This is a genomic window from Pseudotabrizicola sp. (assembly GCF_030656345.1).
In the GTDB taxonomy this organism is placed as follows: domain Bacteria; phylum Pseudomonadota; class Alphaproteobacteria; order Rhodobacterales; family Rhodobacteraceae; genus Pseudotabrizicola.
Map to the genome: position 1 here is coordinate 404,562 of NZ_JAUSNR010000019.1, position 20,844 is coordinate 425,405.

Here is a 20,844-nt window from a genome sequence, read left to right on the forward strand (position 1 = left end):
CATGACGATCTATGATGATGCCTGGGTAAAAGCCGAAGAGACCAAGCGCGCCTTTATGGACGCCAACAGCCTGTACAAATCCGATGACGAGCATTCGTCCTGCGGTGTGGGTCTTGTGGTGGCGATCAGCGGCAAGCCGAGCCGCAAGGTTGTGCAATCGGGGATCGACGCGCTGAAGGCGATCTGGCACCGGGGCGCGGTGGATGCCGACGGGAAAACCGGCGACGGCGCCGGTATTCACGTGCAGATTCCGGTCAAGTTCTTTTATGACGTGATCCGCCGCACCGGGCACGAGCCGGACATTCACAAGCTGGTGGCCGTCGGGCAGGTGTTTCTGCCGCGCACCGATTTTGGCGCGCAGGAGCGGTGCCGCACGATTGTTGAGGCCGAAGTGCTGCGCATGGGGCACTATATCTATGGCTGGCGGCATGTGCCGGTGGATACCACCGTGCTTGGGGAGAAGGCCAATGCCACCCGGCCCGAGATCGAGCAGATTCTGATCCGCTGTGAAAAGGACATCGATCAGGAACAGTTCGAGCGTGAGCTGTACATCATCCGCCGCCGGATCGAAAAAGCGGCCATCGCTGCGCAGATTCAGGGTGTGTATCTGTGCAGCCTGTCGTGCCGGTCCATCATCTACAAAGGCATGATGCTGGCCGAACAGGTGGCCACCTTCTACCCCGACCTGATGGACGAACGGTTCGAGTCCGCCTTTGCGATCTATCACCAGCGCTACAGCACCAACACTTTCCCGCAGTGGTGGCTGGCGCAGCCGTTCCGCATGCTGGCCCATAACGGCGAGATCAACACGCTGAAGGGCAACGTCAACTGGATGAAAAGCCACGAGATCCGGATGGCGTCGAACAATTTTGGCGATGCGGCTGAGGATATCAAGCCGATCATCCCGTCGGGCACGTCCGATTCCGGCGCGCTGGATGCGGTGTTTGAGGTGATGGTACGCTCGGGCCGGTCGGCCCCGATGGCGAAAACCATGCTGGTGCCGGAAGCGTGGTCGAAGACCACCACCGACATGCCGAAAGCCTGGGCCGATATGTACGCCTATTGCAACGCGGTGATGGAGCCTTGGGACGGGCCTGCCGCGCTGGCGATGACCGATGGCCGCTGGGTCTGCGGCGGGCTTGACCGCAACGGGTTGCGGCCGATGCGCTATGTGGTGACCGGGGATGGCCTGCTGATCGCCGGGTCCGAGGCGGGCATGGTGCCGGTGGATGAAACCACCATCCGCGAAAAGGGCGCACTTGGGCCGGGGCAGATGATTGCCGTCGATATGAAGGCGGGCAAGCTGTACCACGACGCGGCGATGAAGGATAAGCTGGCCGCGTCGAACCCTTATGGCGAGTGGATCGAAAAGGTCATCGACCTGAACAGCCTGCTGCACGATGTGCCGGAACGGGCGCAGTTCGACGGGGCTGATCTGCGCCGCCGCCAGATTGCCGCCGGGTTCACGGTGGAAGAGCTTGAGCAGGTTCTGGCGCCGATGGCTGAAGACGGCAAGGAAATGATTGCCAGCATGGGCGATGATACGCCGGCGGCGGTGTTGTCCAGCATCTACCGCCCGCTGTCGCATTTCTTCCGGCAGAACTTCAGCCAGGTGACGAACCCGCCGATTGACAGCCTGCGCGAAAGCCGGGTGATGAGCCTGAAGACGCGGTTCGGCAACCTCAAGAACGTGTTGGACGAAAACTCCAGCCAGACCGAGATTCTGGTGCTGGAAAGCCCGTTTGTGGCGAATTCCGAATTTGACGTGATGTGCAAACATTTCGGCGAGCAGGTGGCCTATATCGACTGCAGCTTCCCGGTGACGGCGGGGCTGGACGATCTGCGGCAGGGGCTGGAGCGGATAAGGGCCGAGGCGGAGGATGCCGTGCGCTCGGGTGCCAGCCATCTGGTGCTGACCGACGAACATCAGGGGCCTGACAAGGTGCCGATGCCGATGATCCTGGCCACCAGTGCCGTGCACAGCTGGCTGACGCGCAAGGGGCTGCGGACGTTTTGTTCGGTCAACGTGCGGTCTGCCGAATGTATCGACCCGCATTACTTTGCGGTGCTGATCGGCTGTGGCGCGACCACGGTGAACGCCTATCTGGCGCAGGACAGCATTGCCGACCGGATTGCCCGTGGCTTGCTGGATGGCAGCCTGACCGATGCGATGCGTCGGTATCGTGATGCGATCAACGGCGGGTTGCTGAAGATCATGTCGAAGATGGGGATCTCTGTGATCTCCAGCTATCGCGGGGGCCTCAACTTTGAGGCGGTGGGGTTGAGCCGCGCCATGGTGGCGGAGTATTTCCCCGGCATGCACAGCCGGATTTCGGGCATCGGCCTGACCGGGATTGAGCAGAAGCTGGAAGAGGTTCACGCCAAGGGCTGGCTGGGCGGCGCGGATGTGCTGCCGATCGGCGGGTTCTACAAGGCGCGGCGGTCGGGTGAGAAGCACGCCTGGGAAGCGCAGACCATGCACATGCTGCAGGCGGCCTGTGACCGGGCCAGCTTTGACATCTGGAAGCAGTATACGGCGGCGATGCGGGCCAATCCGCCGATCCACATCCGCGATCTGCTCGACATCAAGCCCTTGGGCAAGCCGGTGCCGATTGAGGAGGTGGAGAGCATCACCTCTATCCGCAAGCGGTTTGTCACGCCGGGCATGAGCCTCGGGGCCCTCGGGCCAGAGGCGCACAAAACCCTGAACGTCGCGATGAACCGCATCGGTGCCAAATCCGACAGCGGCGAAGGCGGCGAAGATCCGGCGCATTTCCTGCCCGAAGCCAATGGCGACAACCCATCGGCCAAGATCAAACAGGTGGCTTCCGGGCGCTTTGGCGTCACCGCGGAATATCTGAACGCCTGTGAAGAGCTGGAAATCAAGGTTGCCCAAGGGGCGAAACCGGGTGAGGGCGGGCAGCTGCCGGGGATGAAAGTCACCGAGCTGATCGCGCGGTTGCGGCATTCGACCAAGGGGGTGACGCTGATCTCGCCGCCGCCGCACCATGATATCTATTCCATCGAAGACCTTGCGCAGCTGATCTATGACCTCAAGCAGATCAACCCGCGCGCCAAGGTGACGGTGAAGCTGGTGTCGTCGTCGGGCGTGGGCACGATTGCGGCGGGGGTGGCCAAGGCCAAGGCCGATATCATCCTGATTTCCGGCCACAATGGCGGCACCGGGGCATCGCCCGGCACATCGATCAAATATGCCGGCCTGCCGTGGGAGATGGGCCTGACCGAGGCGCATCAGGTGCTGAGCATGAACAACCTGCGCGACCGGGTGACCTTGCGCACCGACGGCGGGTTGCGCACGGGCCGCGATGTGGTGATGGCGGCGATGATGGGGGCCGAGGAATACGGCATCGGCACCGCCGCGCTGATCGCGATGGGCTGCATCATGGTGCGGCAGTGCCAGTCCAACACCTGCCCGGTGGGGGTCTGCACGCAAAGCGAAGAGCTGCGCAAGAAGTTCACCGGCACGGCGGACAAGGTGGTGAACCTGATCACCTTTTACGCGCAGGAAGTGCGCGAGCTGCTGGCCGGAATCGGCGCGCGGTCCCTGGATGAGATCATCGGGCGGGCCGATCTGCTGACTCAGGTCAGTCGTGGTGCGGCGCATCTGGATGATCTGGACCTCAACCCGCTTTTGATCACCGTCGATGGCGCGAACCGGATCACCTATGATCGTACGCGCCCGCGCAATGCGGTGCCTGATACGCTGGATGCCGAGATCATCCGTGATGGTGCCCGCTTCTTTGAAGAGGGCGAGAAGATGCAGCTGTCCTATGCGGTGCGCAACACCCATCGGACCATCGGCACGCGCGCATCGAGCCATATCGTGCGCAAGTTCGGGATGCGCAACAGCTTGCAGCCCGACCATCTGACGGTGAAGCTGACCGGCAATGCCGGGCAGTCGCTGGGGGCGTTTGCGGCGCGCGGGCTGAAGCTGGAGGTGATGGGCGACGCCAATGACTATGTGGGCAAGGGCTTGTCGGGGGGCACCATTGTGGTGCGGCCGATGATGTCGTCGCCGCTGGACGCGTCGGAAAACACCATCATCGGCAATACCGTGCTGTACGGGGCGACCGATGGCTATCTTTACGCGTCAGGCCGCGCCGGAGAGCGGTTTGCCGTGCGCAACTCGGGTGCTAAGGTGGTGGTTGAAGGCTGCGGGTCGAACGGGTGTGAATACATGACCGGCGGTGTGGCGGTGATTCTGGGCCGGATCGGCGCGAATTTTGGGGCCGGGATGACCGGGGGCATGGCCTATCTGTACGACCCGGATGGCGTGGCCGAAGATTTCATCAACCTGGAATCGCTGGTCACCTGTGCTGTCAGCCACCCGCATTGGGATGCGCAGCTGCGCAGCCTGATCGAGGCCCATGCGCATGAGACCGGCAGCCGCAAGGCGCGCACGATCCTGTCGAACTGGGAGGCAGAGCGCGCCAACTTCCTGCAGGTCTGCCCGACCGAAATGCTGGTGCATCTGCCGCACCCGCTGAGCGATGAGCCGGTGAAGGTTCCGGCGGAGTAAAGACATCAAAGGGCCCCCTGCGGGGCCCTTTGCTTTGTGGTCTGTCTTGACCCCGTCTCCGGCTTGGGGCCTAACAGGGTATGGCCAGCTCACCCCGAAAATCCCGCAAGGGCACTGATACCGTTCCGCTGCTGGCCCCCGCCCGCGCGCTGCGGCGGCGCGTGCTGCGCTGGGCGGTGAGGGGGGTTCTGGGCGTGGCGGGGGTCTTTGCGCTGCTGGTGGTGCTTTTTTCCTTCCTCAACCCGCCGGTCAATATCTACCAGCTGCAGGAATCGGCCCGGCTTGGTGGCGTGCAGCGCGAATGGGTGGCGTTTGACGATATCGCGCCGGTGATGGGCCGGTCGGCGGTGGCGGCAGAAGATGCGAATTTCTGCCTGCACTGGGGGTTCGACATGAACGCCATCCGCGCGGCGGTGGCGCAGGGGGGCAACCGGGGGGCATCGACGATCAGTCAGCAGGTGGTGAAGAATGTGTTCCTGTGGCACGGCCGGTCCTGGCTGCGCAAGGCGATGGAGGGCGTGCTGACCCCGGCGGTGGAGCTGGTCTGGTCAAAGCAGCGGATTCTGGAAGTCTATCTGAACATTGCCGAATTTGATGAGGGCGTGTTCGGCGTGCAGGCGGCGGCGCAGCATTATTTCGGCACCGATGCCCGCGCCCTGACCGCTTTGCAGGCGGCGCGGCTGGCGGCGATTCTGCCCGATCCGAAAGCGCGATCGGCGTCGAACCCGTCAAACTTTGTGCGCAACCGGACGCGGTCGATCATCTCGGGGGCCGAGACCATTGCGGCTGACGGGCGCGATGGCTGCTTCAGGTAAGACGTTGGTCTGACGCCGGGGGTTTTATGGCCCATTGACGAAGGCAGCCGTTCCACGGTTGAAGGGGCCGCAGAGGGTCCGGTCGGGCCAGGGTGCCAAAGGGGAAAATCGCATGACATTTGACCGCAACATCAAGATCGCGCCGTCGATTCTGGCCGCCGATTTCGCGAATTTCGGCGCGGAGTGTGAGGCGATTGAGGCGCAGGGCTGCGACTGGGTGCATGTGGATGTGATGGACGGGCATTTCGTGCCCAACATCACCTTCGGGCCTGCCACCTGTGCGGCCATCCGCCCGCATATCAAGGGGGTGATGGATGTTCACCTGATGATCGCGCCGGTCGATTCGTATATTGACGCCTTTGCGCAGGCCGGGGCCGATGTGATTACGGCGCATCTGGAGGCCGGGCCGCATATTCACCGCACGCTTCAGGCCATTCGCGGGGCGGGGGCCAAGGCGGGGCTGGCGATCAACCCGGGGACGGGGGTGGAAGATGTGGCGTATCTGCTGGATATGGTCGATCTGATCTGTGTGATGACGGTGAACCCCGGTTTTGGCGGGCAGAAGTTCATTCACAGCCAGATTGAAAAGGTGCGGGCGCTGCGGGCCATGATCGGCGACCGGCCGGTGCATATCGAGATTGACGGCGGGGTGACGGTGGAAACTGCGCCCTTGGTGGCGGCGGCGGGGGCCGATGTGCTGGTGGCGGGGTCGGCGGTGTTCAAGGGCGGGTCGGTCGGCAATCCGGGGCCCTATGGCGACAACATCCGCGCCATCCGCGCGGCGGCAGAGGCGGCACGATGAGCGTCGCGCATCTGGTGTTTGATCTGGACGGCACGCTGGTAGATTCCGCGCCCGACATCCACGCCGCTGTGGCGCGGATGCTGGCGGGGGAGGGGCGGGAGGCGCTGGATCTGGCGGTGGTAACCTCCTTTATCGGGCTTGGCCTGCCCAATCTGGTGCAGCGGGTGATCGGGCACTGTGGGATGGACCCAAGCGACCATGCGCGTCTGGTTGGTGTCACACTGGGCCATTACAATGCGGGCACCAATGCTTTGACCCGGGTGTATCCGGGGGTGATCGAGGCGCTGACCCGGTTGCAGCAGGCGGGCCATGCGATGGCGGTGTGCACCAACAAGCCCGAGGCCCCGGCGCGGGCCGTGCTGCGCGATCTGGGGTTGGAGGGGTTTTTCGGCGTGGTGATCGGTGGCGACTCTCTGGCGGTGACCAAGCCCGACCCGGCCCCGCTGCACGCCTGCATCGCGGCGCTTGGGGGTGGGCCTGCGATCTATGTCGGTGACAGTGAGGTGGATGCGGCGACGGCTGTGGCGGCAGGGGTGCCGTTTGCGCTGTTCACCGAAGGGTATCGCAAGACGCCGGTGCCCGGGCTGCCGCACCGGGCGGCGTTTTCCGATTTTTCCCGCCTGTCCGATGTTCTGGCCGGGATGCAGGCCGGAACCTCTGAACCGGCATAGACTGACCGGCCTGCGCGGCAGGGGGCGGTTGCGCATTGAACCCCGGCAGGTTGGCCTGTATCAGTTGCACAAAATTTACACGGGTGCTGCATGATCCGCCTTTACCATTTTCCGCTCTCTCCCTTTTGCCGCAAAGTGCGTCTGACGCTGGCGGAAAAGAAGCTGGAGGTGGAGCTGGTGGAAGAGCGGTATTGGGAACCCAGCCCCGATTTTCTGCGCCGCAACCCGGCGGGCAAAGTGCCGATCCTGAAGATGGAGCAGAAGACGCTGAGCGAGAGCCAGGCGATCTGCGAATATCTGGATGAGACCTTTCCGACACCCGCGCTGATGCCGCGCGACCCGGAAGTGCGCTATGAGGTGCGGCGGATCTGTGCGTGGTTTGACGACAAGTTCCATGCCGAGGTGACATCCAAACTGCTGTACGAGCGGGTGAACAAGAAGGTGATGAAGCTGGGCTATCCGGATTCGAAGAATGTGAAATTCGGGGCCGGGCGGATCAAGTTTCATCTGGATTATATGGCGTGGATTCTGGACCAGCGCCGCTGGCTGGCGGGCGATATCATGACGCTGGCCGATTTCACCGCCGCCGCGCATCTGTCCTGCCTCGACTACATCAGCGATGTGGACTGGAACCGGTCGGCCACGGTGAAGGACTGGTATGCCAAGATCAAATCGCGGCCCAGTTTCCGCACTTTGCTCGCCGATCAGGTGCCGGGATTCCCGCCGCCGGCGCATTACGCCGATCTGGATTTCTGAGGGCACGATATTTCTGCGAAAGATCAACGGATGGATCTGACGCCGCAGCTTGTGCGGTGCCGGAGTCAGATGAGTATTTGAGAAAGGTGCAGATCAGGCGCGTTTTGCCAGGGATGCAATGTTGAGGGTTTGCAGCACCTTGGCCTCGATCTGTGCCGCATCCATCCCGGCGGTGCGGTACATCGCCTCGGGTGAGGCGTGGTCGATGAAGGTGTCGGGCAGGACCATGGAGCGGTATTTCAGGCCGGTGTCGAAGATGGCTTCTTCGGCCAGCAACTGCGCGACATGGCTGCCGAAGCCGCCGATGGCACCTTCTTCGATGGTGATCAGCGCCTCGTGGTTGCGGGCGAGATTGAGGATCATGTCGCGGTCGAGCGGTTTGGCAAAGCGGGCATCGACGACGGTGGGGGTGAGACCCTTTTGCGCGAGGCTCTCGGCGGCTTTCAGGGTTTCCTGTAGCCGGGTGCCGAAAGAGAGGAGGGCAACGCGGTTGCCCGAGGTGATCAGCCTTGCTTTGCCGATCTCTAAAGGCATGCCACGGGTGGGGAGGTCCACGCCGACGCCATCGCCGCGCGGGAAGCGGAAGGCGATGGGTCCGTCGTTGTGCGCCACGGCGGTGGCGACCATATGGGTCAGTTCCGCCTCGTCGGCTGCTGCCATCACCACCATGCCGGGCAGGTTGGCGAGGAAGGCCACGTCGAAACTGCCTGCGTGGGTGGCGCCGTCGGCCCCGACCAGACCGGCACGGTCGATGGCGAAGCGGACGGGCAGGCGCTGGATGGCCACGTCATGCACCACCTGATCATAGCCGCGTTGCAGGAAGGTGGAGTAGATCGCGCAGAACGGCTTCATTCCGCCTGCGGCGAGGCCCGCGCTGAAGGTGACGGCGTGTTGTTCGGCGATGCCGACATCAAAGCAGCGGCGCGGGAAGCGGTCAGCGAACAGGTTGAGGCCGGTGCCGTCGGGCATCGCGGCGGTGACGGCGACGATTTTCTCGTCACGCTCGGCTTCGGCAATCAGGGATTGGGCGAAGACCTTGGTATAGCTGGGCGCGTTGGAGGCGGCCTTGGCCTGCACGCCGGTCAGCACATCGAATTTGCCGGTGGCGTGGCCCCGGTCGCGCGCGGCCTCTGCCGGAGCGTAGCCTTTGCCCTTTTTGGTCAGCACATGCAGCAGGATCGGGCCGGTGGCACGGGCCTTTGCGGTGCGCAGGATCGGCAGCAGCTGGTCGAGGTCATGCCCGTCAATCGGGCCGATGTAGGAGAACCCCAGTTCTTCGAACAGGGTGCCGCCCATCGCCATGCCCTTGAGCATTTCCTTGGCCCGGCGCGCGCCTTCCTGAAACGGCGGCGGCAGCAGGCCCAGGGCCCCCTTAGCGGCGGCCTTGAGGTCCTGCAGCGGGGCTTCGGCATAGAGGCGGCTGAGGTAGCTGGACAGCGCACCGACCGGGGGGGCGATCGACATTTCATTGTCGTTCAGCACCACGAACAGCCGCTTTTTCAGGTGGCCCGCGTTGTTCATCGCCTCAAACGCCATGCCCGCACTCATGGAGCCATCGCCGATCACCGCCACCGCATCGCCCGGATCACCGCCCAGATCGGCGGCCATGGCAAAGCCGAGGGCGGCGGAGATCGAGGTGCTGGAATGGGCGGCACCGAACGGGTCATAGGGGGACTCTGAGCGTCTGGTGTAGCCTGACAGCCCGCCTTCGGCCCGCAGGGTGCGGATGCGGTCGCGCCGCCCGGTCAGGATCTTGTGCGGATAGCACTGGTGGCCGACATCCCAGATGATCTTGTCGCGCGGGGTGTCGAACACGGCGTGCAACGCCACGGTCAGTTCAACCACGCCCAAGCCAGCGCCCAGATGGCCGCCGGTCACCGAGACCGCCGAAATGGTCTCGGCGCGCAGCTCATCGGCCAGTTGCCGCAGCTCACGGTCCGTCAGCGCCTTCATGTCTGAGGGCAGGGTCACACGGTCAAGCAGCGGGGTTTTGGGTCGGTCGGTCATCTTTGGCTTTCAGCTGTCGCGCGCGATCACGAAACGCGCGGCGTCTATCAGGGTTCCGGCGCTGTCACCATAGGGGGCAAGGTGGGCCGTCGCCTCTGCGACCAGATCACGCGCCCTTGCGCGCGCGCCGTCCAGCCCCAGAAGCGAGACGAAGGTGGCTTTGCCGGCGGTTGCATCCTTGTGCAGGCGTTTGCCGGTCTGCGCCTCATCCCCCGTTTCATCGAGGATGTCGTCGGCGATCTGGAAGGCGAGGCCGAGGGCGGTGGCATAGGCGCGCAGCGGCGTAGGGTCGGCCCCGGCGATCACGGCCCCCGCTTCGGCGGACCAGCGGATCAGCGCGCCGGTTTTGCCCGCCTGCAGCCGGGTGATCTGCGGCAGGGTCAGTGGGGCGGGGCTGGTTTCGGCGGCGATGTCCAGCGCCTGACCCAGCACCATGCCTTCGGCCCCCGAGGCCACTGCCAGACCCTGCACCAGCGCGATGCGGGTGTCGCCATTGCCCAGCGCCGGGTCGCACAGCAGCTCAAACGCCAGCGTTTGCAGGGCGTCACCGGCCAGCACCGCCGTAGCGTCGTCCCATTTCACATGCACGGTGGGCTGGCCGCGGCGCAGGTCGTCATTGTCCATGCACGGCAGGTCGTCATGCACGAGGCTATAGGCGTGCAGGCATTCCACAGCCGCCGCCGCGCTGATGGCACGCTCGGGCGGCAGGCCGAACAGGGCGGCGGTTTCCAGCACCAGAAAGCCGCGCAGGCGTTTGCCGCCGCTGACCGCATAGCGCATCGCGTGGATCACGGGTTCATCGGCCTTGTCGCTCAGGGCGTGGTCCAGCCGGGACTGGATCAGCCCACCGGCGCGGGCGAGTGCTGCGGGAAAGCTCACATCCCCTCCACCGGGGTGGTGCCGATGGCGCGGCCTTCGGCGGCGCGGATCAGTTCCACCTTTTCCTCGGCGTCTTTCAGCCGGGCCTCGCAATGCGCCTTCAATGCCGCGCCGCGTTCGTAAAGCGCGATAGAGGCATCGAGTGCCACATCGCCGCGTTCGAGCTGGCCCACGACCTGTTCCAATGCGGCCATCGCCTCTTCAAAGCTCATGCCCGATACGGGCTTTTCGGCGGGTTTGTCGGTCATGCGGCTTGCCTTCCCAGTTCTGTCACATGCGCGGCCACGCTGTCGGCCAATGCGTCCAGATCATAACCGCCCTCCAGCGCCGATACCACCCGGCCCGCGCAGCAGTCTTCCGCCAGATCGCAGATGGCGCGGGTCAGGCGGGCGAAATCCTGCGTGGTCCAGTTCAGGCCCGCCAACGGGTCATCGCGATGGGCGTCGAACCCGGCGCTGATCAGGATCAGTTCGGGTTTCCAGTCGCGCAGGGCATCGAGGACCGGCTGCCACGCGGCCCACATCTGCGCGCCGCCTGAGCCTGCGGCCAGAGGCAGGTTGGTGATCTGGCCATGCGCGCCGCGTTCATCGGGGTGGCCTGTGCCGGGATACAGCGGCATCTGATGGGAGGAGACAAAGCGCACCCGCGCCTCATCCCACAGCAGATCCTGCGTGCCGTTGCCATGGTGGACGTCGAAGTCGAGCACGGCCACGCGGGACAGGCCATGGTGGTCGAGCGCGCGCATGGCCCCGATGGCCACGGTGCCGAACAGGCAAAAGCCCATGGCGGTTTCGCGTTCCGCATGGTGGCCCGGCGGGCGGGTGGCGACAAAGGCGCGGCGGCCTGTGGTCAGCACATGGTCGACTGCGTGACAGATCGCGCCGACGCCGCGCATTGCGGCGGTGTAAGAGCCGGGCGAGAGGATCGTATCGCCATCCAGCGGTGCCCAGCCGGTTGAAGGCACCGCCCTGCGGATACGGTCGATGTGGCGCTGCGGATGGCAGCGCAGCACGTCCTCTACGTCGCCCATCGGGGCTGCCTGCCGGTCTATGGTCAGGCCATGCAACCCCCGCTCCACTGCCGCCAGCCGCGCCACCTGTTCCGGGTGGCCGGGCGGGGTCACATGCGACAGGCAATCGTCATGCGTCAGAACCAGAACCGGCTCAGTCATTGATATCGCGGTCCCACAGCCGGACCTGCCCCTTGCGCACCCCCAGCACCCGGCGCAGCACCAGCCAGGCCACCAGCGAGGCGACGGCAAACACCAGCAGCAACACCGCCAGACTGCCGCCCAGCAGGCCAAGGCCCAACCCGGCCCCCACCACAACCGCCCCTATGGCAAAGCCCACGAAGATATAGCCCGGTGCCAGCACCTCCAGCACGCCAAGCGCAAAGCCTGCCACGATCCAGACCCACCAGACAGCCCACATCAGACGCGCCCTTTCAGCATCTTGAACGCGTCGGCAAAGGCATCCAGCGCCTGTGCGGGTATCAGAATGGTCTGCTTGCCCGGGCCTTGCGCCACCTTGGCCAGTGCATCCACCTGCGCCAGTGCCAGCTGGTACTGCGCCGCCTCCAGCCCCGATTCGCGGATCGCCACGGCGATGGCCGATGTGGCATAGGCCTCGGCATCCGCCGTCACCCGCTTGGCTTTGGCCTGCTGTTCGGCGGCGTACAGGTCGGCATCGGCGGCGAGTTCAACCGAGCGTTTGCGGCCCTCGGCCTCCATCACATGTGCGCGGCGGGCGCGTTCGGCGTTCAGCTGTTGCAGCATGGCGGCGCGGGTCGCCTCATCCAGATTGACGTCGAGAATCTCGGCCCGCGTCACCTCGACCCCCCAGTCATCGACCATGGCCGTCACCTGTTCGCGCACGCGTTCAATCAGCTGGGCGCGGTTCGATTGCACCTGATCCAGCTCGATCTTGCCGATTTCAGAGCGCACGATCCCGGCCACCGTGGTGGCAATCGCACCATCGATATCGCGGATGCGGTAGACGGTCTTTTCCGGTTCGGTGATGCGGTAAAAGACCGACGTTTCCACCTTTACCAGCACGTTGTCGGCGGTGATGGCATCCTGACTGGCGGTCGGCAACTGGCGTTCCAGGATAGAGATTCTATGCGCCACCCGGTCCAGAAACGGCACCACGAAGTTGATCCCCGGTCCCAGCACCGACCGCAGACGCCCAAAACGTTCGACCACATGCTTTTCCGACTGCGGCACGATCCGCACGCCCAGAAAGATGCACAGGATGATGAAGACGGCGATGGCCAGAAACACCGCATTGCCGCCCAGAAACTGGTTGAAATCCATTACAGAACGCCTTGTACAATTCATTTTCGCCACAAGGATGGCGGGTTCAAAGGCCAGAGGCAAGTGCAGGGATAATCTTGCGCCGCTACCCAAGATGACCGTTCATTCTTCGCACAATTAATGATCAGGCGGGGAATTATCCTGTCTTTTGCCTGCTACGACGGCATTTCTTCGAAAAATTCTGAAATCCGTAGCCAAGTTTGCCAGAAAATCCCCCGGCCGCGGGTGCATGATCAGTCTATCATTTCCATCGCGAAAGGTCGCCCCATGAAAATCGTCATCCTCGGCTCTGGCGTCATCGGCGTGACCTCGGCCTGGTATCTGGCACAGGCCGGGCATGAGGTGACGGTGATCGACCGTCAGCCCGCCGCCGCACTTGAAACCAGCTTTGCCAATGCGGGCGAGATCAGCCCCGGCTATTCCGCGCCATGGGCGGCACCCGGCGTGCCTGTGAAGGCGCTGAAATGGCTGTTCATGGAACACGCGCCGCTGATCGTGAACCCAAAGCCCGACATGGCGAAAATTCGCTGGATGCTGCAGATGCTGGGCAATTGCACCAGTGCGGCCTATGCGGTGAACAAGGGGCGCATGGTGCGGCTGGCCGAATATTCGCGCGATTGCCTGACCGACCTGCGCGCCACGACCGGCATTGCCTTTGATGAACGCCAGCAAGGCACGCTGCAACTGTTCCGCACGCAAAAGCAGGTCGATGCGGCCGGCAAGGATATTGACGTGCTGCGTCAGGGCGGCGTGCCGTTCGAGGTGCTGGATGTGGCCGGTTGCCTTGCGGTGGAACCGGGTCTGGCGGATGCGGCGGGCAAGATCATGGGCGGGCTGCGCCTGCCCAATGACGAAACCGGCGATTGCTTCAAATTCACGCAAGGGCTGGCGGCGCAGGCGGCGGCGGCGGGCGTTACCTTCCGCCACGGCGTCAGCATCATCGGACTGAACCGGACAGGCGACAAGATCACCAGTGTCACCACGTCGGAAGGTGAGGTCACTGCCGATGCCTTCGTGCTGGCGCTTGGGTCGTATTCGCCCAAGCTGGCGGCAGATCTGGGCATCAGCCTGCCGGTCTACCCGGTGAAGGGCTATTCGATCACCGTTCCGGTCACCGATGCCAGCCGCGCCCCGGTGTCGACCGTGATGGACGAAACCCACAAGATCGCCATCACCCGGCTGGGCGACCGGATTCGCGTCGGCGGTATGGCCGAGATTGCGGGTTACGATCTGTCGCTGTCCGACAGGCGCAAGCGCACCCTGCAACACTCGGTCGAAGACCTGTTCGGCGGCGCGGGGGATCAGAGCCGTGCCACGTTCTGGGCCGGCCTGCGCCCGATGACACCGGATGGCACCCCGATCATCGGGCGCTCGCCGCTGGCCAACCTGTTCCTCAACACCGGGCACGGCACGCTGGGCTGGACCATGGCCGCCGGATCTGGCCGGTTGCTGGCCGATATCGTGTCAGACCGCGCGACAGAGATCGAAAGCCGCGACCTTGGGCTTGACCGCTACCGCAAGCCCGCCAAAGCCGCACAGCCCGCCCTGCAGCCCGCCCCCGTACGCTGACCCTTCGCCATTCATCTTGACAAAAATACTCCCGCCGGAGGCGTCTTCCGATGCCCCCGGCGTTCCCGCTTTGCCCCTGTGCGCGGCGGCCACAACCGGCTATGATCGCGCATCATGCCCGCCCTGTGCCGCGATTGCCTGACCACATTTGACACGGCCCCGCCCCGGGGCCGCTGTCCGGCCTGTCGCAGCCCGCGCCTGCTGGCGCATCCTGATCTGTTCAGCCTCTCGATCGCGCATATGGATTGCGATGCCTTCTACGCCTCGGTCGAAAAGCGCGATGATCCCTCGCTTGCCGACAAGCCGCTGATCGTCGGCGGCGGCACCCGCGGCGTGGTGTCCACCTGCTGCTATATCGCGCGCATCCATGGCGTGCGCTCGGCGATGCCGATGTTTCAGGCGCTCAAGCTGTGCCCCGAAGCGGTGGTCGTCAAACCGCGTATCGCGCGCTATGTCGAGGTCAGTCGCCAGATCCGCGCCATGATGGAGGATCTGACCCCCGCCATCGAACCCCTGTCACTGGACGAGGCGTTTCTGGACCTGACCGGCACCGCCCGCCTGCATGGCGCGCCGCCTGCGGTGCTGCTGGCGCGGTTGACCCGGCGGATGGAGGCAGAGCTGGGCATCACCGGATCTGTCGGCCTTGCCCACAACAAGTTTCTGGCCAAAATCGCGTCTGATCTCGACAAACCGCGCGGCTTTTCCATCATCGGCCCGTCAGAGACGGAGAGCTTTCTGCGCCCGAAACCCGTGCGCATCATCTGGGGGGTGGGCACCGCGATGCAGGCGTCGCTGGAACAGGCGGGCATCCGCACCATTGCCGATCTGCTGCGCTGGGACCGCGCCGATCTGACTGCGCGTTTCGGCCAGATGGGCGACCGGCTGTGGCATCTGGCGCGCGGGCAGGACAGCCGCCGCGTGACCCGGGATGAAAAGCTGAAGTCGATTTCCAAGGAAACCACGTTCTTTGAGGATACGTCTGACCCCGATCTGCTGGACGGTCATCTGTGGCGGCTGTCGGAACAGGTGTCAGACCGGGCAAAGGCCAAAGGGCTTGCCGGGCGCACGGTGACGCTGAAGCTGAAAACCGGGGCGTTCCGGTTGATCACCCGTCGTCATGCCCTGACAGACCCGACCCAGATCGCCGACCGCATTTACCGCACAGCGCGGGGCCTGTTCGATCATGCGGGCAATGCCGGGCCGTTCCGCCTGATCGGGGTGGGGATTTCCGATCTGGCACCTGAGGATCAGGCCGACCGCTCCGCCGATCTGCTGGACCCGGATGCGGGCAAGCGCGCCATGGCCGAACGGGCCGCAGATGCGATTCGCGCCCGGTTTGGCAAAGAGGCGATCATGAAGGGGCGCGCGCTGCGCTAAGGCGGTCGCAGCGAGTTGATGTCGCGGGATCAAATGGTTCATTGACCTTCGATGCCCAATCCCTCAGCGAGGGCGGATGAACTGGTTCCGATCCCTCGCACTCCTTTTGCTCGTTCTGGCGGTCATGCCATGGGGTGCCTATTCCGGAGCGACAACATTGCAGTCCGGGGTCCAGCAGGACGCCGGATTTGTCGGTGCGGGGCCAGATTCAGCTGTATCCAGCGGTGAGTTCCGCAATGGAATAGCTTTCGCGCCAAAGCCGAAGCGGTGTCGGACAGCCATTCTGCTTGGAGCGCCCTGCGGGCCGGATCTTGCGCTGCCCGGTTCTGTGCTTTCCCCGGATCTGACGGATGTCGATGATGCTGTGCTTCTGGCGGGTGAAACCCAGCTTGCCGGAGTGAAGCTGGCAGGGTCACTGGACCCGCCCCGGTACCGCTGAGTGTCGCGACCGCGCAAAACAGGCGGTCACCAACGATCACCAGCACATATGGATCAGACACATGATGACCCGTCGTCTCTTCGTTACCGGGGGCTCCTCCACGTTGCTTTCGGCCTGCGTCATGCAGCCTACGCCCTCGCTCCAGCCACTGGTTGCCCCAGAAGCCGAAGCCTTCCCGCCGCTTCCCGCGCATTATGGCGCGATTACCAACGAACCCTATCCCATTCCCGCGGTACCTGAAGGCGTCGTGCCGCCCGAGCTGTGGCGGCAGGAGGTTGACAATCCGTTTCCGCTGGAAGCGCCCGGGACCATCGTTGTCGATCCTACCGCCGGTTTTCTGCATCTGGTGGGCGTTGAGGGACGTGCCATGAGATACGGCGCGGGCACGGGGGCTGCGGCGTTCGCCTGGCAAGGGGACGCCAGGCTGCAGTTCTGCCGAAGCTGGCCCCGCTGGAGGGTGCCGGACAGCATGATCGCGCGCCAGCCTGATCTGGAGCCGTATTCCGTAGCGAATGGCGGTATGGACCCGGGCCCGGGAAATCCGCTTGGCGCGCGCGCCCTGTACCTGTTCCAGAATGGCGTGGACACGCTTTACCGGATTCACGGAGCATGCGAGCCAGAGTATCTTGGCAAACGCGTATCAGCTGGCTGCATTCGGCTGTTGGACCATGACGTGATCGATCTTCGTCAACGCGTACGTCATGGGGTGACCGTACGTGTGCTGCCAACGCAGCACACGCCCGAAGCTGCCGCAGTGTATTGAGGTCACTTTTCCGAAGGCGGGGTAACCACCCCGCCTTTCGCTGCGCAGTGTGCCGAACGCTGCGCCTATTCCGCCGCCAGCGGCACCTGCAGCCGCCCAATGCCTGCAATCTCGGCGACCACCCCGGCAATCAGGGTGCGGAAGGCTTCGAAATCGGCCCGGGGCTCGACCCGCGCCTCGTCCATGTAAAGCGCCCGGTCAATCTCGACCTGCACCACATGAAAGCCGCGCGACGGGCGGCCGTAGGTCTGGGCGATATAGGCCCCGGCAAAGGGTGCGTTGCGTGATACCCGCAAGCCGGCGCGGCGGAAGGCGGCTTCGACCTGATCCATCACATCACGCGCGGCGGCAGCCCCGAACCTGTCGCCAAGCACCACCTCGGGATGGGGAAAGCCGGGGCGGGAATGCGCCTCGATCGCCTCATGCGGCATCGAATGGCAATCAATCAGCACCGACTGGCCGAATTGTGCGTGGCTGTCTTCGGTCAGGCTGCGCAAGGCGGCATGGTAGGGGTGCCAATGGTCGCGGATCCGCGCCTCGGCCTCGGCCAGTGCCATCTTGCCGCGATAAATCGCCCGCCCGCCCGACACCACGCGGGGAATCACCCCAAGGCCAGAAGCCACGCGCGGATTGTGCGGGCTGCGCGCCACACCTTCGATGACGGCGGCGTCCAGCTCATCCGCCGCGCGGTTCAGGTCGATAAAGGCACGCGGGGCATTGGCCGCGATCAGCGGCGCGCCATATTCGGTGGCTGACCGGAACAGATCATCGACAAAGGCATCCTCGGACGACCGGATGATTTGGGCATCCAGCACCGATCCGTCCAGAAATGCAGGCGGATAGACCCGGCCACTGTGGGGGGACGAGAAAACCACCGGCGTCTCGCGACGGGCGGGATGGTAAAGGGTAAAGGCTTCGCTGTGCACTGCTGTCTCCCGGTCATACCTGTTATAGCGGGCTTTGCCGAAATGCCAAAAGCCAAGATTGCGTGGGGTGTGCGCGCGGAAAGGCTCTTGCGGCCATGGGCGGAACTGGCTATAGACCCCCGCACACCGACGCGGTTCCTCCCGCGTCCTTTTCTTTGGGGCTTTGGGGGAAATGCGGCTGTAGCGTGGGCGGTTAGCTCAGCGGTAGAGCACTACGTTGACATCGTAGTGGCCACTGGTTCGATCCCAGTACCGCCCACCATTCACCGCCCCCATTCCTGGGGGTCACTGTTTTCAACTGGCGCGTGATGCGCCGCGACCAAGGAAAGAGACGACCATGAAAGTCGCCAACTCGCTCCGTTCGCTGAAGACGCGTCACCGTGATTGCCAGGTCGTGCGCCGCAAAGGCCGCGTCTATGTGATCAACAAGACGCAAAAGCGCTACAAGGCCCGTCAGGGCTGATATCGCTTGCAGCGACATGCAAAAAAAAGGCCGCCACGGGCAACCGGGCGGCCTTTTTCTTTTGCTTGCAACCCGCAGCCCGGCGGCTAAGTGTTCGCCCATGTTCGAGATGTCCCGTCCACGGCTGATTGCCACGCTGATCGCTGCTGCCACTCTGGGGCTGGCGATGGTGCTGGCCAATGGCATCCCGCCGGAACCCCGCGCCCTTATCCGCACAGTGGTGCCGATGATTCTGGGCGCGGGGCTGGCGCAATGGCTGCTGTTTCCGCTGTTCACCCGCCGCGAGGGCGCGGTGGGGCTGGCGCTGGATGTCGCCCTCTGGCTGGGGCACATCGCGCTTGCCGGGCTGTTTGCCGGTACGCTGGTGATGCCGGGGGCGGGCACGATTCTGGGGCCGATGGTCACGCTGTCGCTGCCGCTGCAGTCGCCGGTGGCCGCGCTGGTCTATGCGCTGGGCGCCGCACTCGGGCTGCGCGTGATCCGCCGTGCCAGATTCGCCGCACTGGCGACACCGCCCGCATAACCCGGCTCTGGCCTGCAGCTAGCGGTGGACAGCGCCCCATCGCCCCCCTAGGATTCGCCCGAACCGACCGGAGGTCATGATGCCGCTGCCCCTTGCCCCGCTGCTGCCCTTTGCGCTCCGACTGGGGGCGGTTGCGGCGCTTGGCTATGTTGCCCAGCGCCTGATCCGGCGGCATGGTCACGTGGGCCGCACCGATCAGCGGGCCGAAGAGGCGCTGGATGATCTGGACGAAGGCCTGGCCTCGCACCGCCTGCGCGATGCGGCGGGCCAGCGCAACACCACCTTCCGCCTTCGCCGCACCTTCCGGCTGGGCGGCAAGACCTATGAAATTGACGCGGGGGCCATCGCCCGACTGCGCCGGCGGGAAATTGAATGAAGCTCTATCACTCCCCCACCTCGCCTTACGTCCGCAAGATCATGGTGCTGATCGCCGAGACCGGGCTGACCGGCATTGATCTGGTTGCCGCCTCGGGCACGCCCATCGCCCCTGATGCCGGGGTGGTCGGGCAGAACCCGCTGGGCAAGATCCCCGCGCTGGAACGGCACGATGGCCCCACGCTCTATGACAGCCGGGTGATCTGCCAGTATCTGAACGCCGAAGCCGGGGCGGGGCTATACCCTGCGGCCCCGTTGTTGTGGGACACGCTGACCGTGGAGGCCACCGCCGACGGCATGCTGGATGCCGCGCTGCTGATGGTTTACGAACAGCGCATCCGGCCTGAAGACAAGCGCTTTGACCCTTGGGTCGAAGGGCAGTGGACCAAGATCGCCCGCGCGCTGGATGTGCTGGAAACCCGCTGGATGGATCATCTGAACGGCCCGCTGGAGATGGGGCAGATCGCCACCGCCTGCGCGCTGGGCTATGTCGATTTCCGCCTTGGCGACCGCACCTGGCGCATGGGCCGCCCGCTGCTGGCCGCCTGGGAAGCCGGCTTCGCCGCCCGCCCGTCGATGCAGGCCACGCTGCCGCCGGGCTGACCCGGTTTGCGCCGCGCCGGGGGCCGCCTCGGGGGGCATCGAGCCCCCGCCCGGCGGCGCTGCCACGGAAGGGCTGTGCTGGCGGCGGCAGGGCTGATGCGGCGCGCGGCGGTGCGGGTCTGAGTGAGTATTTGGATCAAGATGAAGGCACAGGCGATGCGCTTTGGCATTTCACCTTGATGAAAATACTCATTCGACGGCGGCCCTTTCGCGCTACGTCTTGTCGCAGGGGGTTGAATCCTGTCCGCCACGCGGCATCCTTGGGGAATGACAGCCGCGCCTTATCAGCCACAGGCATAGAAATAACGGTGCAAACCGAGTCACATGCGCGCTATTGTCCGCTGGACGCGGGGGCGAGCCTTGGCTAATAAACCGCTTGGCAGGGTCGTGGGCAACCACAGCCCCGAAATCTTTATGGGCCACAGCCCCTGTGGCCTTGAAAGGGAGAATATCTCGTGTCCCACGCAGAAGACCACGCAGGCACCCGCAGGGATTTCCTGTATTACGCAACCGCCGGGGCCGGGGCTGTTGCCACCGGTGCCGCCGTCTGGCCGCTTGTGAACCAGATGAACCCTTCGGCCGACGTTCAGGCCCTGTCCTCGATCTTTGTCGATATCTCGGGGATCAGTCCCGGCACCCAGCTGACCGTCAAATTTCTTGGCAAGCCGGTGTTCATCCGTCGCCGCACCGAAGCCGAGATCGAAGCTGGCCGCGCCACTGCGCTGACCGCACTGCCGGATCAGGCCTCGGGCAACCCGAACAAGGCCGGAACCGATGCGTCGGATGCGAATCGCACGCTCGACGATGCCGGCGAATGGCTGGTGATGATCGGTGTCTGCACCCACCTGGGCTGCGTGCCGATCGGTGATGGTGCCGGTGAATTCGGTGGCTGGTTCTGCCCCTGCCACGGCTCGCATTACGACGAGGCGGGCCGGATCCGCAAAGGCCCCGCGCCGCGTAACCTCGACATTCCGTTGGCGTCCTTCGTCGACGATGCCACGATCAAGCTGGGATAAGGACAACAC

Annotated in this window: 20 protein-coding genes and 1 tRNA gene; 14 read left to right on the forward strand and 7 right to left on the reverse strand. The window is 64.5% G+C overall.

Annotated elements, in window-relative coordinates; genetic code table 11:
• Position 1: 1 nt before the first annotated feature.
• From gltB to Q7J44_RS12305, 5 genes are all read left to right on the forward strand, one after another.
• A complete protein-coding gene (gene gltB / locus Q7J44_RS12285) occupies positions 2 to 4,540 on the forward strand; it encodes a glutamate synthase large subunit (protein ID WP_304880260.1) in 4,539 nt (1,512 codons plus the stop codon).
• An 80-nt stretch (positions 4,541 to 4,620) separates the two neighbouring features.
• A complete protein-coding gene (gene mtgA, locus Q7J44_RS12290; protein ID WP_304880262.1) occupies positions 4,621 to 5,355 on the forward strand; it encodes a monofunctional biosynthetic peptidoglycan transglycosylase in 735 nt (244 codons plus the stop codon).
• 112 nt (positions 5,356 to 5,467) lie between these two features.
• Positions 5,468 to 6,157 (forward strand): ribulose-phosphate 3-epimerase, encoded by a 690-nt coding sequence (gene rpe, locus Q7J44_RS12295; protein ID WP_304880264.1) that lies wholly within the window; start codon positions 5,468 to 5,470, stop codon positions 6,155 to 6,157.
• The gene (gph, locus tag Q7J44_RS12300; protein WP_304880266.1) at positions 6,154 to 6,828 is read left to right on the forward strand and encodes a phosphoglycolate phosphatase; all 675 of its coding nucleotides are present in this window, start codon (positions 6,154 to 6,156) and stop codon (positions 6,826 to 6,828) included. Before rpe ends, gph begins: the two co-directional genes overlap by 4 nt.
• Before the next feature lie 90 nt (positions 6,829 to 6,918).
• Complete coding sequence (locus tag Q7J44_RS12305) at positions 6,919 to 7,584, forward strand: glutathione S-transferase family protein (protein WP_103335242.1); 666 nt, start codon at positions 6,919 to 6,921, stop codon at positions 7,582 to 7,584.
• 93 nt (positions 7,585 to 7,677) lie between these two features.
• Here the strand turns inward: Q7J44_RS12305 and dxs are convergent, their stop codons facing one another.
• Genes dxs through Q7J44_RS12335 form a run of 6 tightly spaced genes read right to left on the reverse strand, consistent with a single transcriptional unit; the run spans position 7,678 to position 12,781 of the window.
• The gene (gene dxs / locus Q7J44_RS12310; RefSeq protein ID WP_304880269.1) at positions 7,678 to 9,591 is read right to left on the reverse strand and encodes a 1-deoxy-D-xylulose-5-phosphate synthase; all 1,914 of its coding nucleotides are present in this window, start codon (positions 9,589 to 9,591) and stop codon (positions 7,678 to 7,680) included.
• A 9-nt stretch (positions 9,592 to 9,600) separates the two neighbouring features.
• On the reverse strand, positions 9,601 to 10,470 hold the full coding sequence (locus Q7J44_RS12315; RefSeq protein WP_370693003.1) for a polyprenyl synthetase family protein: 870 nt from the start codon (positions 10,468 to 10,470) through the stop codon (positions 9,601 to 9,603).
• Positions 10,467 to 10,718, reverse strand: a complete 252-nt coding sequence (locus tag Q7J44_RS12320; protein WP_304880271.1) for an exodeoxyribonuclease VII small subunit — start codon at positions 10,716 to 10,718, stop codon at positions 10,467 to 10,469. The genes Q7J44_RS12315 and Q7J44_RS12320 overlap by 4 nt, the downstream gene beginning before the upstream one ends.
• Entirely contained in the window at positions 10,715 to 11,641 is a 927-nt protein-coding gene (locus Q7J44_RS12325; RefSeq protein WP_304880273.1) for a histone deacetylase family protein, read from the reverse strand. The genes Q7J44_RS12320 and Q7J44_RS12325 overlap by 4 nt, the downstream gene beginning before the upstream one ends.
• A complete protein-coding gene (locus Q7J44_RS12330; RefSeq protein ID WP_304880384.1) occupies positions 11,634 to 11,903 on the reverse strand; it encodes an NfeD family protein in 270 nt (89 codons plus the stop codon). Before Q7J44_RS12330 ends, Q7J44_RS12325 begins: the two co-directional genes overlap by 8 nt.
• The gene (locus tag Q7J44_RS12335; protein ID WP_304880275.1) at positions 11,900 to 12,781 is read right to left on the reverse strand and encodes an SPFH domain-containing protein; all 882 of its coding nucleotides are present in this window, start codon (positions 12,779 to 12,781) and stop codon (positions 11,900 to 11,902) included. The genes Q7J44_RS12330 and Q7J44_RS12335 overlap by 4 nt, the downstream gene beginning before the upstream one ends.
• A gap of 120 nt (positions 12,782 to 12,901) precedes the next feature.
• On the opposite strand from Q7J44_RS12335, the gene Q7J44_RS12340 reads away from it, so the two are divergent.
• The 3 genes from Q7J44_RS12340 to Q7J44_RS12350 all read left to right on the forward strand — a co-directional run bounded on the left by Q7J44_RS12340 (position 12,902) and on the right by Q7J44_RS12350 (position 16,929).
• Entirely contained in the window at positions 12,902 to 14,350 is a 1,449-nt protein-coding gene (locus tag Q7J44_RS12340) for a D-amino acid dehydrogenase (protein ID WP_370693004.1), read from the forward strand.
• Positions 14,351 to 14,464: 114 nt separating this feature from the next.
• Positions 14,465 to 15,727, forward strand: a complete 1,263-nt coding sequence (locus Q7J44_RS12345) for a DNA polymerase IV (RefSeq protein WP_304880278.1) — start codon at positions 14,465 to 14,467, stop codon at positions 15,725 to 15,727.
• A gap of 500 nt (positions 15,728 to 16,227) precedes the next feature.
• Positions 16,228 to 16,929 carry a L,D-transpeptidase gene (locus Q7J44_RS12350; protein WP_304880279.1) on the forward strand — a complete coding sequence of 234 codons (702 nt, stop codon included), beginning with the start codon at positions 16,228 to 16,230 and terminating at the stop codon, positions 16,927 to 16,929.
• A gap of 65 nt (positions 16,930 to 16,994) precedes the next feature.
• Here Q7J44_RS12350 and Q7J44_RS12355 read toward each other — a convergent pair whose 3' ends face one another.
• Positions 16,995 to 17,855: an N-formylglutamate amidohydrolase gene (locus tag Q7J44_RS12355; RefSeq protein ID WP_304880280.1), complete on the reverse strand. Its 861-nt coding sequence runs from the start codon at positions 17,853 to 17,855 to the stop codon at positions 16,995 to 16,997.
• 187 nt (positions 17,856 to 18,042) lie between these two features.
• Between Q7J44_RS12355 and Q7J44_RS12360 the strand changes: the two genes are divergently transcribed.
• From Q7J44_RS12360 to petA, 6 genes are all read left to right on the forward strand, one after another.
• A tRNA-Val gene (locus Q7J44_RS12360) sits at positions 18,043 to 18,117 on the forward strand.
• A gap of 75 nt (positions 18,118 to 18,192) precedes the next feature.
• Positions 18,193 to 18,318 carry a type B 50S ribosomal protein L36 gene (gene ykgO, locus Q7J44_RS12365; RefSeq protein WP_023666132.1) on the forward strand — a complete coding sequence of 42 codons (126 nt, stop codon included), beginning with the start codon at positions 18,193 to 18,195 and terminating at the stop codon, positions 18,316 to 18,318.
• A 100-nt stretch (positions 18,319 to 18,418) separates the two neighbouring features.
• A complete protein-coding gene (locus Q7J44_RS12370) occupies positions 18,419 to 18,841 on the forward strand; it encodes a hypothetical protein (RefSeq protein ID WP_304880282.1) in 423 nt (140 codons plus the stop codon).
• Positions 18,842 to 18,920: 79 nt separating this feature from the next.
• A complete protein-coding gene (locus Q7J44_RS12375) occupies positions 18,921 to 19,217 on the forward strand; it encodes a hypothetical protein (RefSeq protein ID WP_304880284.1) in 297 nt (98 codons plus the stop codon).
• The gene (locus Q7J44_RS12380; protein ID WP_304880286.1) at positions 19,214 to 19,819 is read left to right on the forward strand and encodes a glutathione S-transferase; all 606 of its coding nucleotides are present in this window, start codon (positions 19,214 to 19,216) and stop codon (positions 19,817 to 19,819) included. Before Q7J44_RS12375 ends, Q7J44_RS12380 begins: the two co-directional genes overlap by 4 nt.
• Before the next feature lie 455 nt (positions 19,820 to 20,274).
• Positions 20,275 to 20,835 (forward strand): ubiquinol-cytochrome c reductase iron-sulfur subunit, encoded by a 561-nt coding sequence (gene petA / locus Q7J44_RS12385; protein ID WP_304880288.1) that lies wholly within the window; start codon positions 20,275 to 20,277, stop codon positions 20,833 to 20,835.
• Positions 20,836 to 20,844: the final 9 nt, after the last annotated feature.

Bases quoted from the DNA above. Each gene is read 5' to 3' on its own strand.
- Q7J44_RS12305 (WP_103335242.1), top strand. From the start codon at position 6,919: ATGATCCGCCTTTACCATTTTCCGCTCTCTCCCTTTTGCCGCAAAGTG.
- gltB (WP_304880260.1), top strand. From the start codon at position 2: ATGACGATCTATGATGATGCCTGGGTAAAAGCCGAAGAGACCAAGCGC.
- Q7J44_RS12370 (WP_304880282.1), top strand. From the start codon at position 18,419: ATGTTCGAGATGTCCCGTCCACGGCTGATTGCCACGCTGATCGCTGCT.
- Q7J44_RS12380 (WP_304880286.1), top strand. From the start codon at position 19,214: ATGAAGCTCTATCACTCCCCCACCTCGCCTTACGTCCGCAAGATCATG.
- Q7J44_RS12335 (WP_304880275.1), bottom strand. From the start codon at position 12,781: ATGGATTTCAACCAGTTTCTGGGCGGCAATGCGGTGTTTCTGGCCATC.
- Q7J44_RS12375 (WP_304880284.1), top strand. From the start codon at position 18,921: ATGCCGCTGCCCCTTGCCCCGCTGCTGCCCTTTGCGCTCCGACTGGGG.
- ykgO (WP_023666132.1), top strand. From the start codon at position 18,193: ATGAAAGTCGCCAACTCGCTCCGTTCGCTGAAGACGCGTCACCGTGAT.
- Q7J44_RS12325 (WP_304880273.1), bottom strand. From the start codon at position 11,641: ATGACTGAGCCGGTTCTGGTTCTGACGCATGACGATTGCCTGTCGCAT.
- gph (WP_304880266.1), top strand. From the start codon at position 6,154: ATGAGCGTCGCGCATCTGGTGTTTGATCTGGACGGCACGCTGGTAGAT.
- Q7J44_RS12350 (WP_304880279.1), top strand. From the start codon at position 16,228: ATGATGACCCGTCGTCTCTTCGTTACCGGGGGCTCCTCCACGTTGCTT.
- Q7J44_RS12340 (WP_370693004.1), top strand. From the start codon at position 12,902: ATGATCAGGCGGGGAATTATCCTGTCTTTTGCCTGCTACGACGGCATT.
- mtgA (WP_304880262.1), top strand. From the start codon at position 4,621: ATGGCCAGCTCACCCCGAAAATCCCGCAAGGGCACTGATACCGTTCCG.
- Q7J44_RS12345 (WP_304880278.1), top strand. From the start codon at position 14,465: ATGCCCGCCCTGTGCCGCGATTGCCTGACCACATTTGACACGGCCCCG.
- rpe (WP_304880264.1), top strand. From the start codon at position 5,468: ATGACATTTGACCGCAACATCAAGATCGCGCCGTCGATTCTGGCCGCC.
- dxs (WP_304880269.1), bottom strand. From the start codon at position 9,591: ATGACCGACCGACCCAAAACCCCGCTGCTTGACCGTGTGACCCTGCCC.
- Q7J44_RS12320 (WP_304880271.1), bottom strand. From the start codon at position 10,718: ATGACCGACAAACCCGCCGAAAAGCCCGTATCGGGCATGAGCTTTGAA.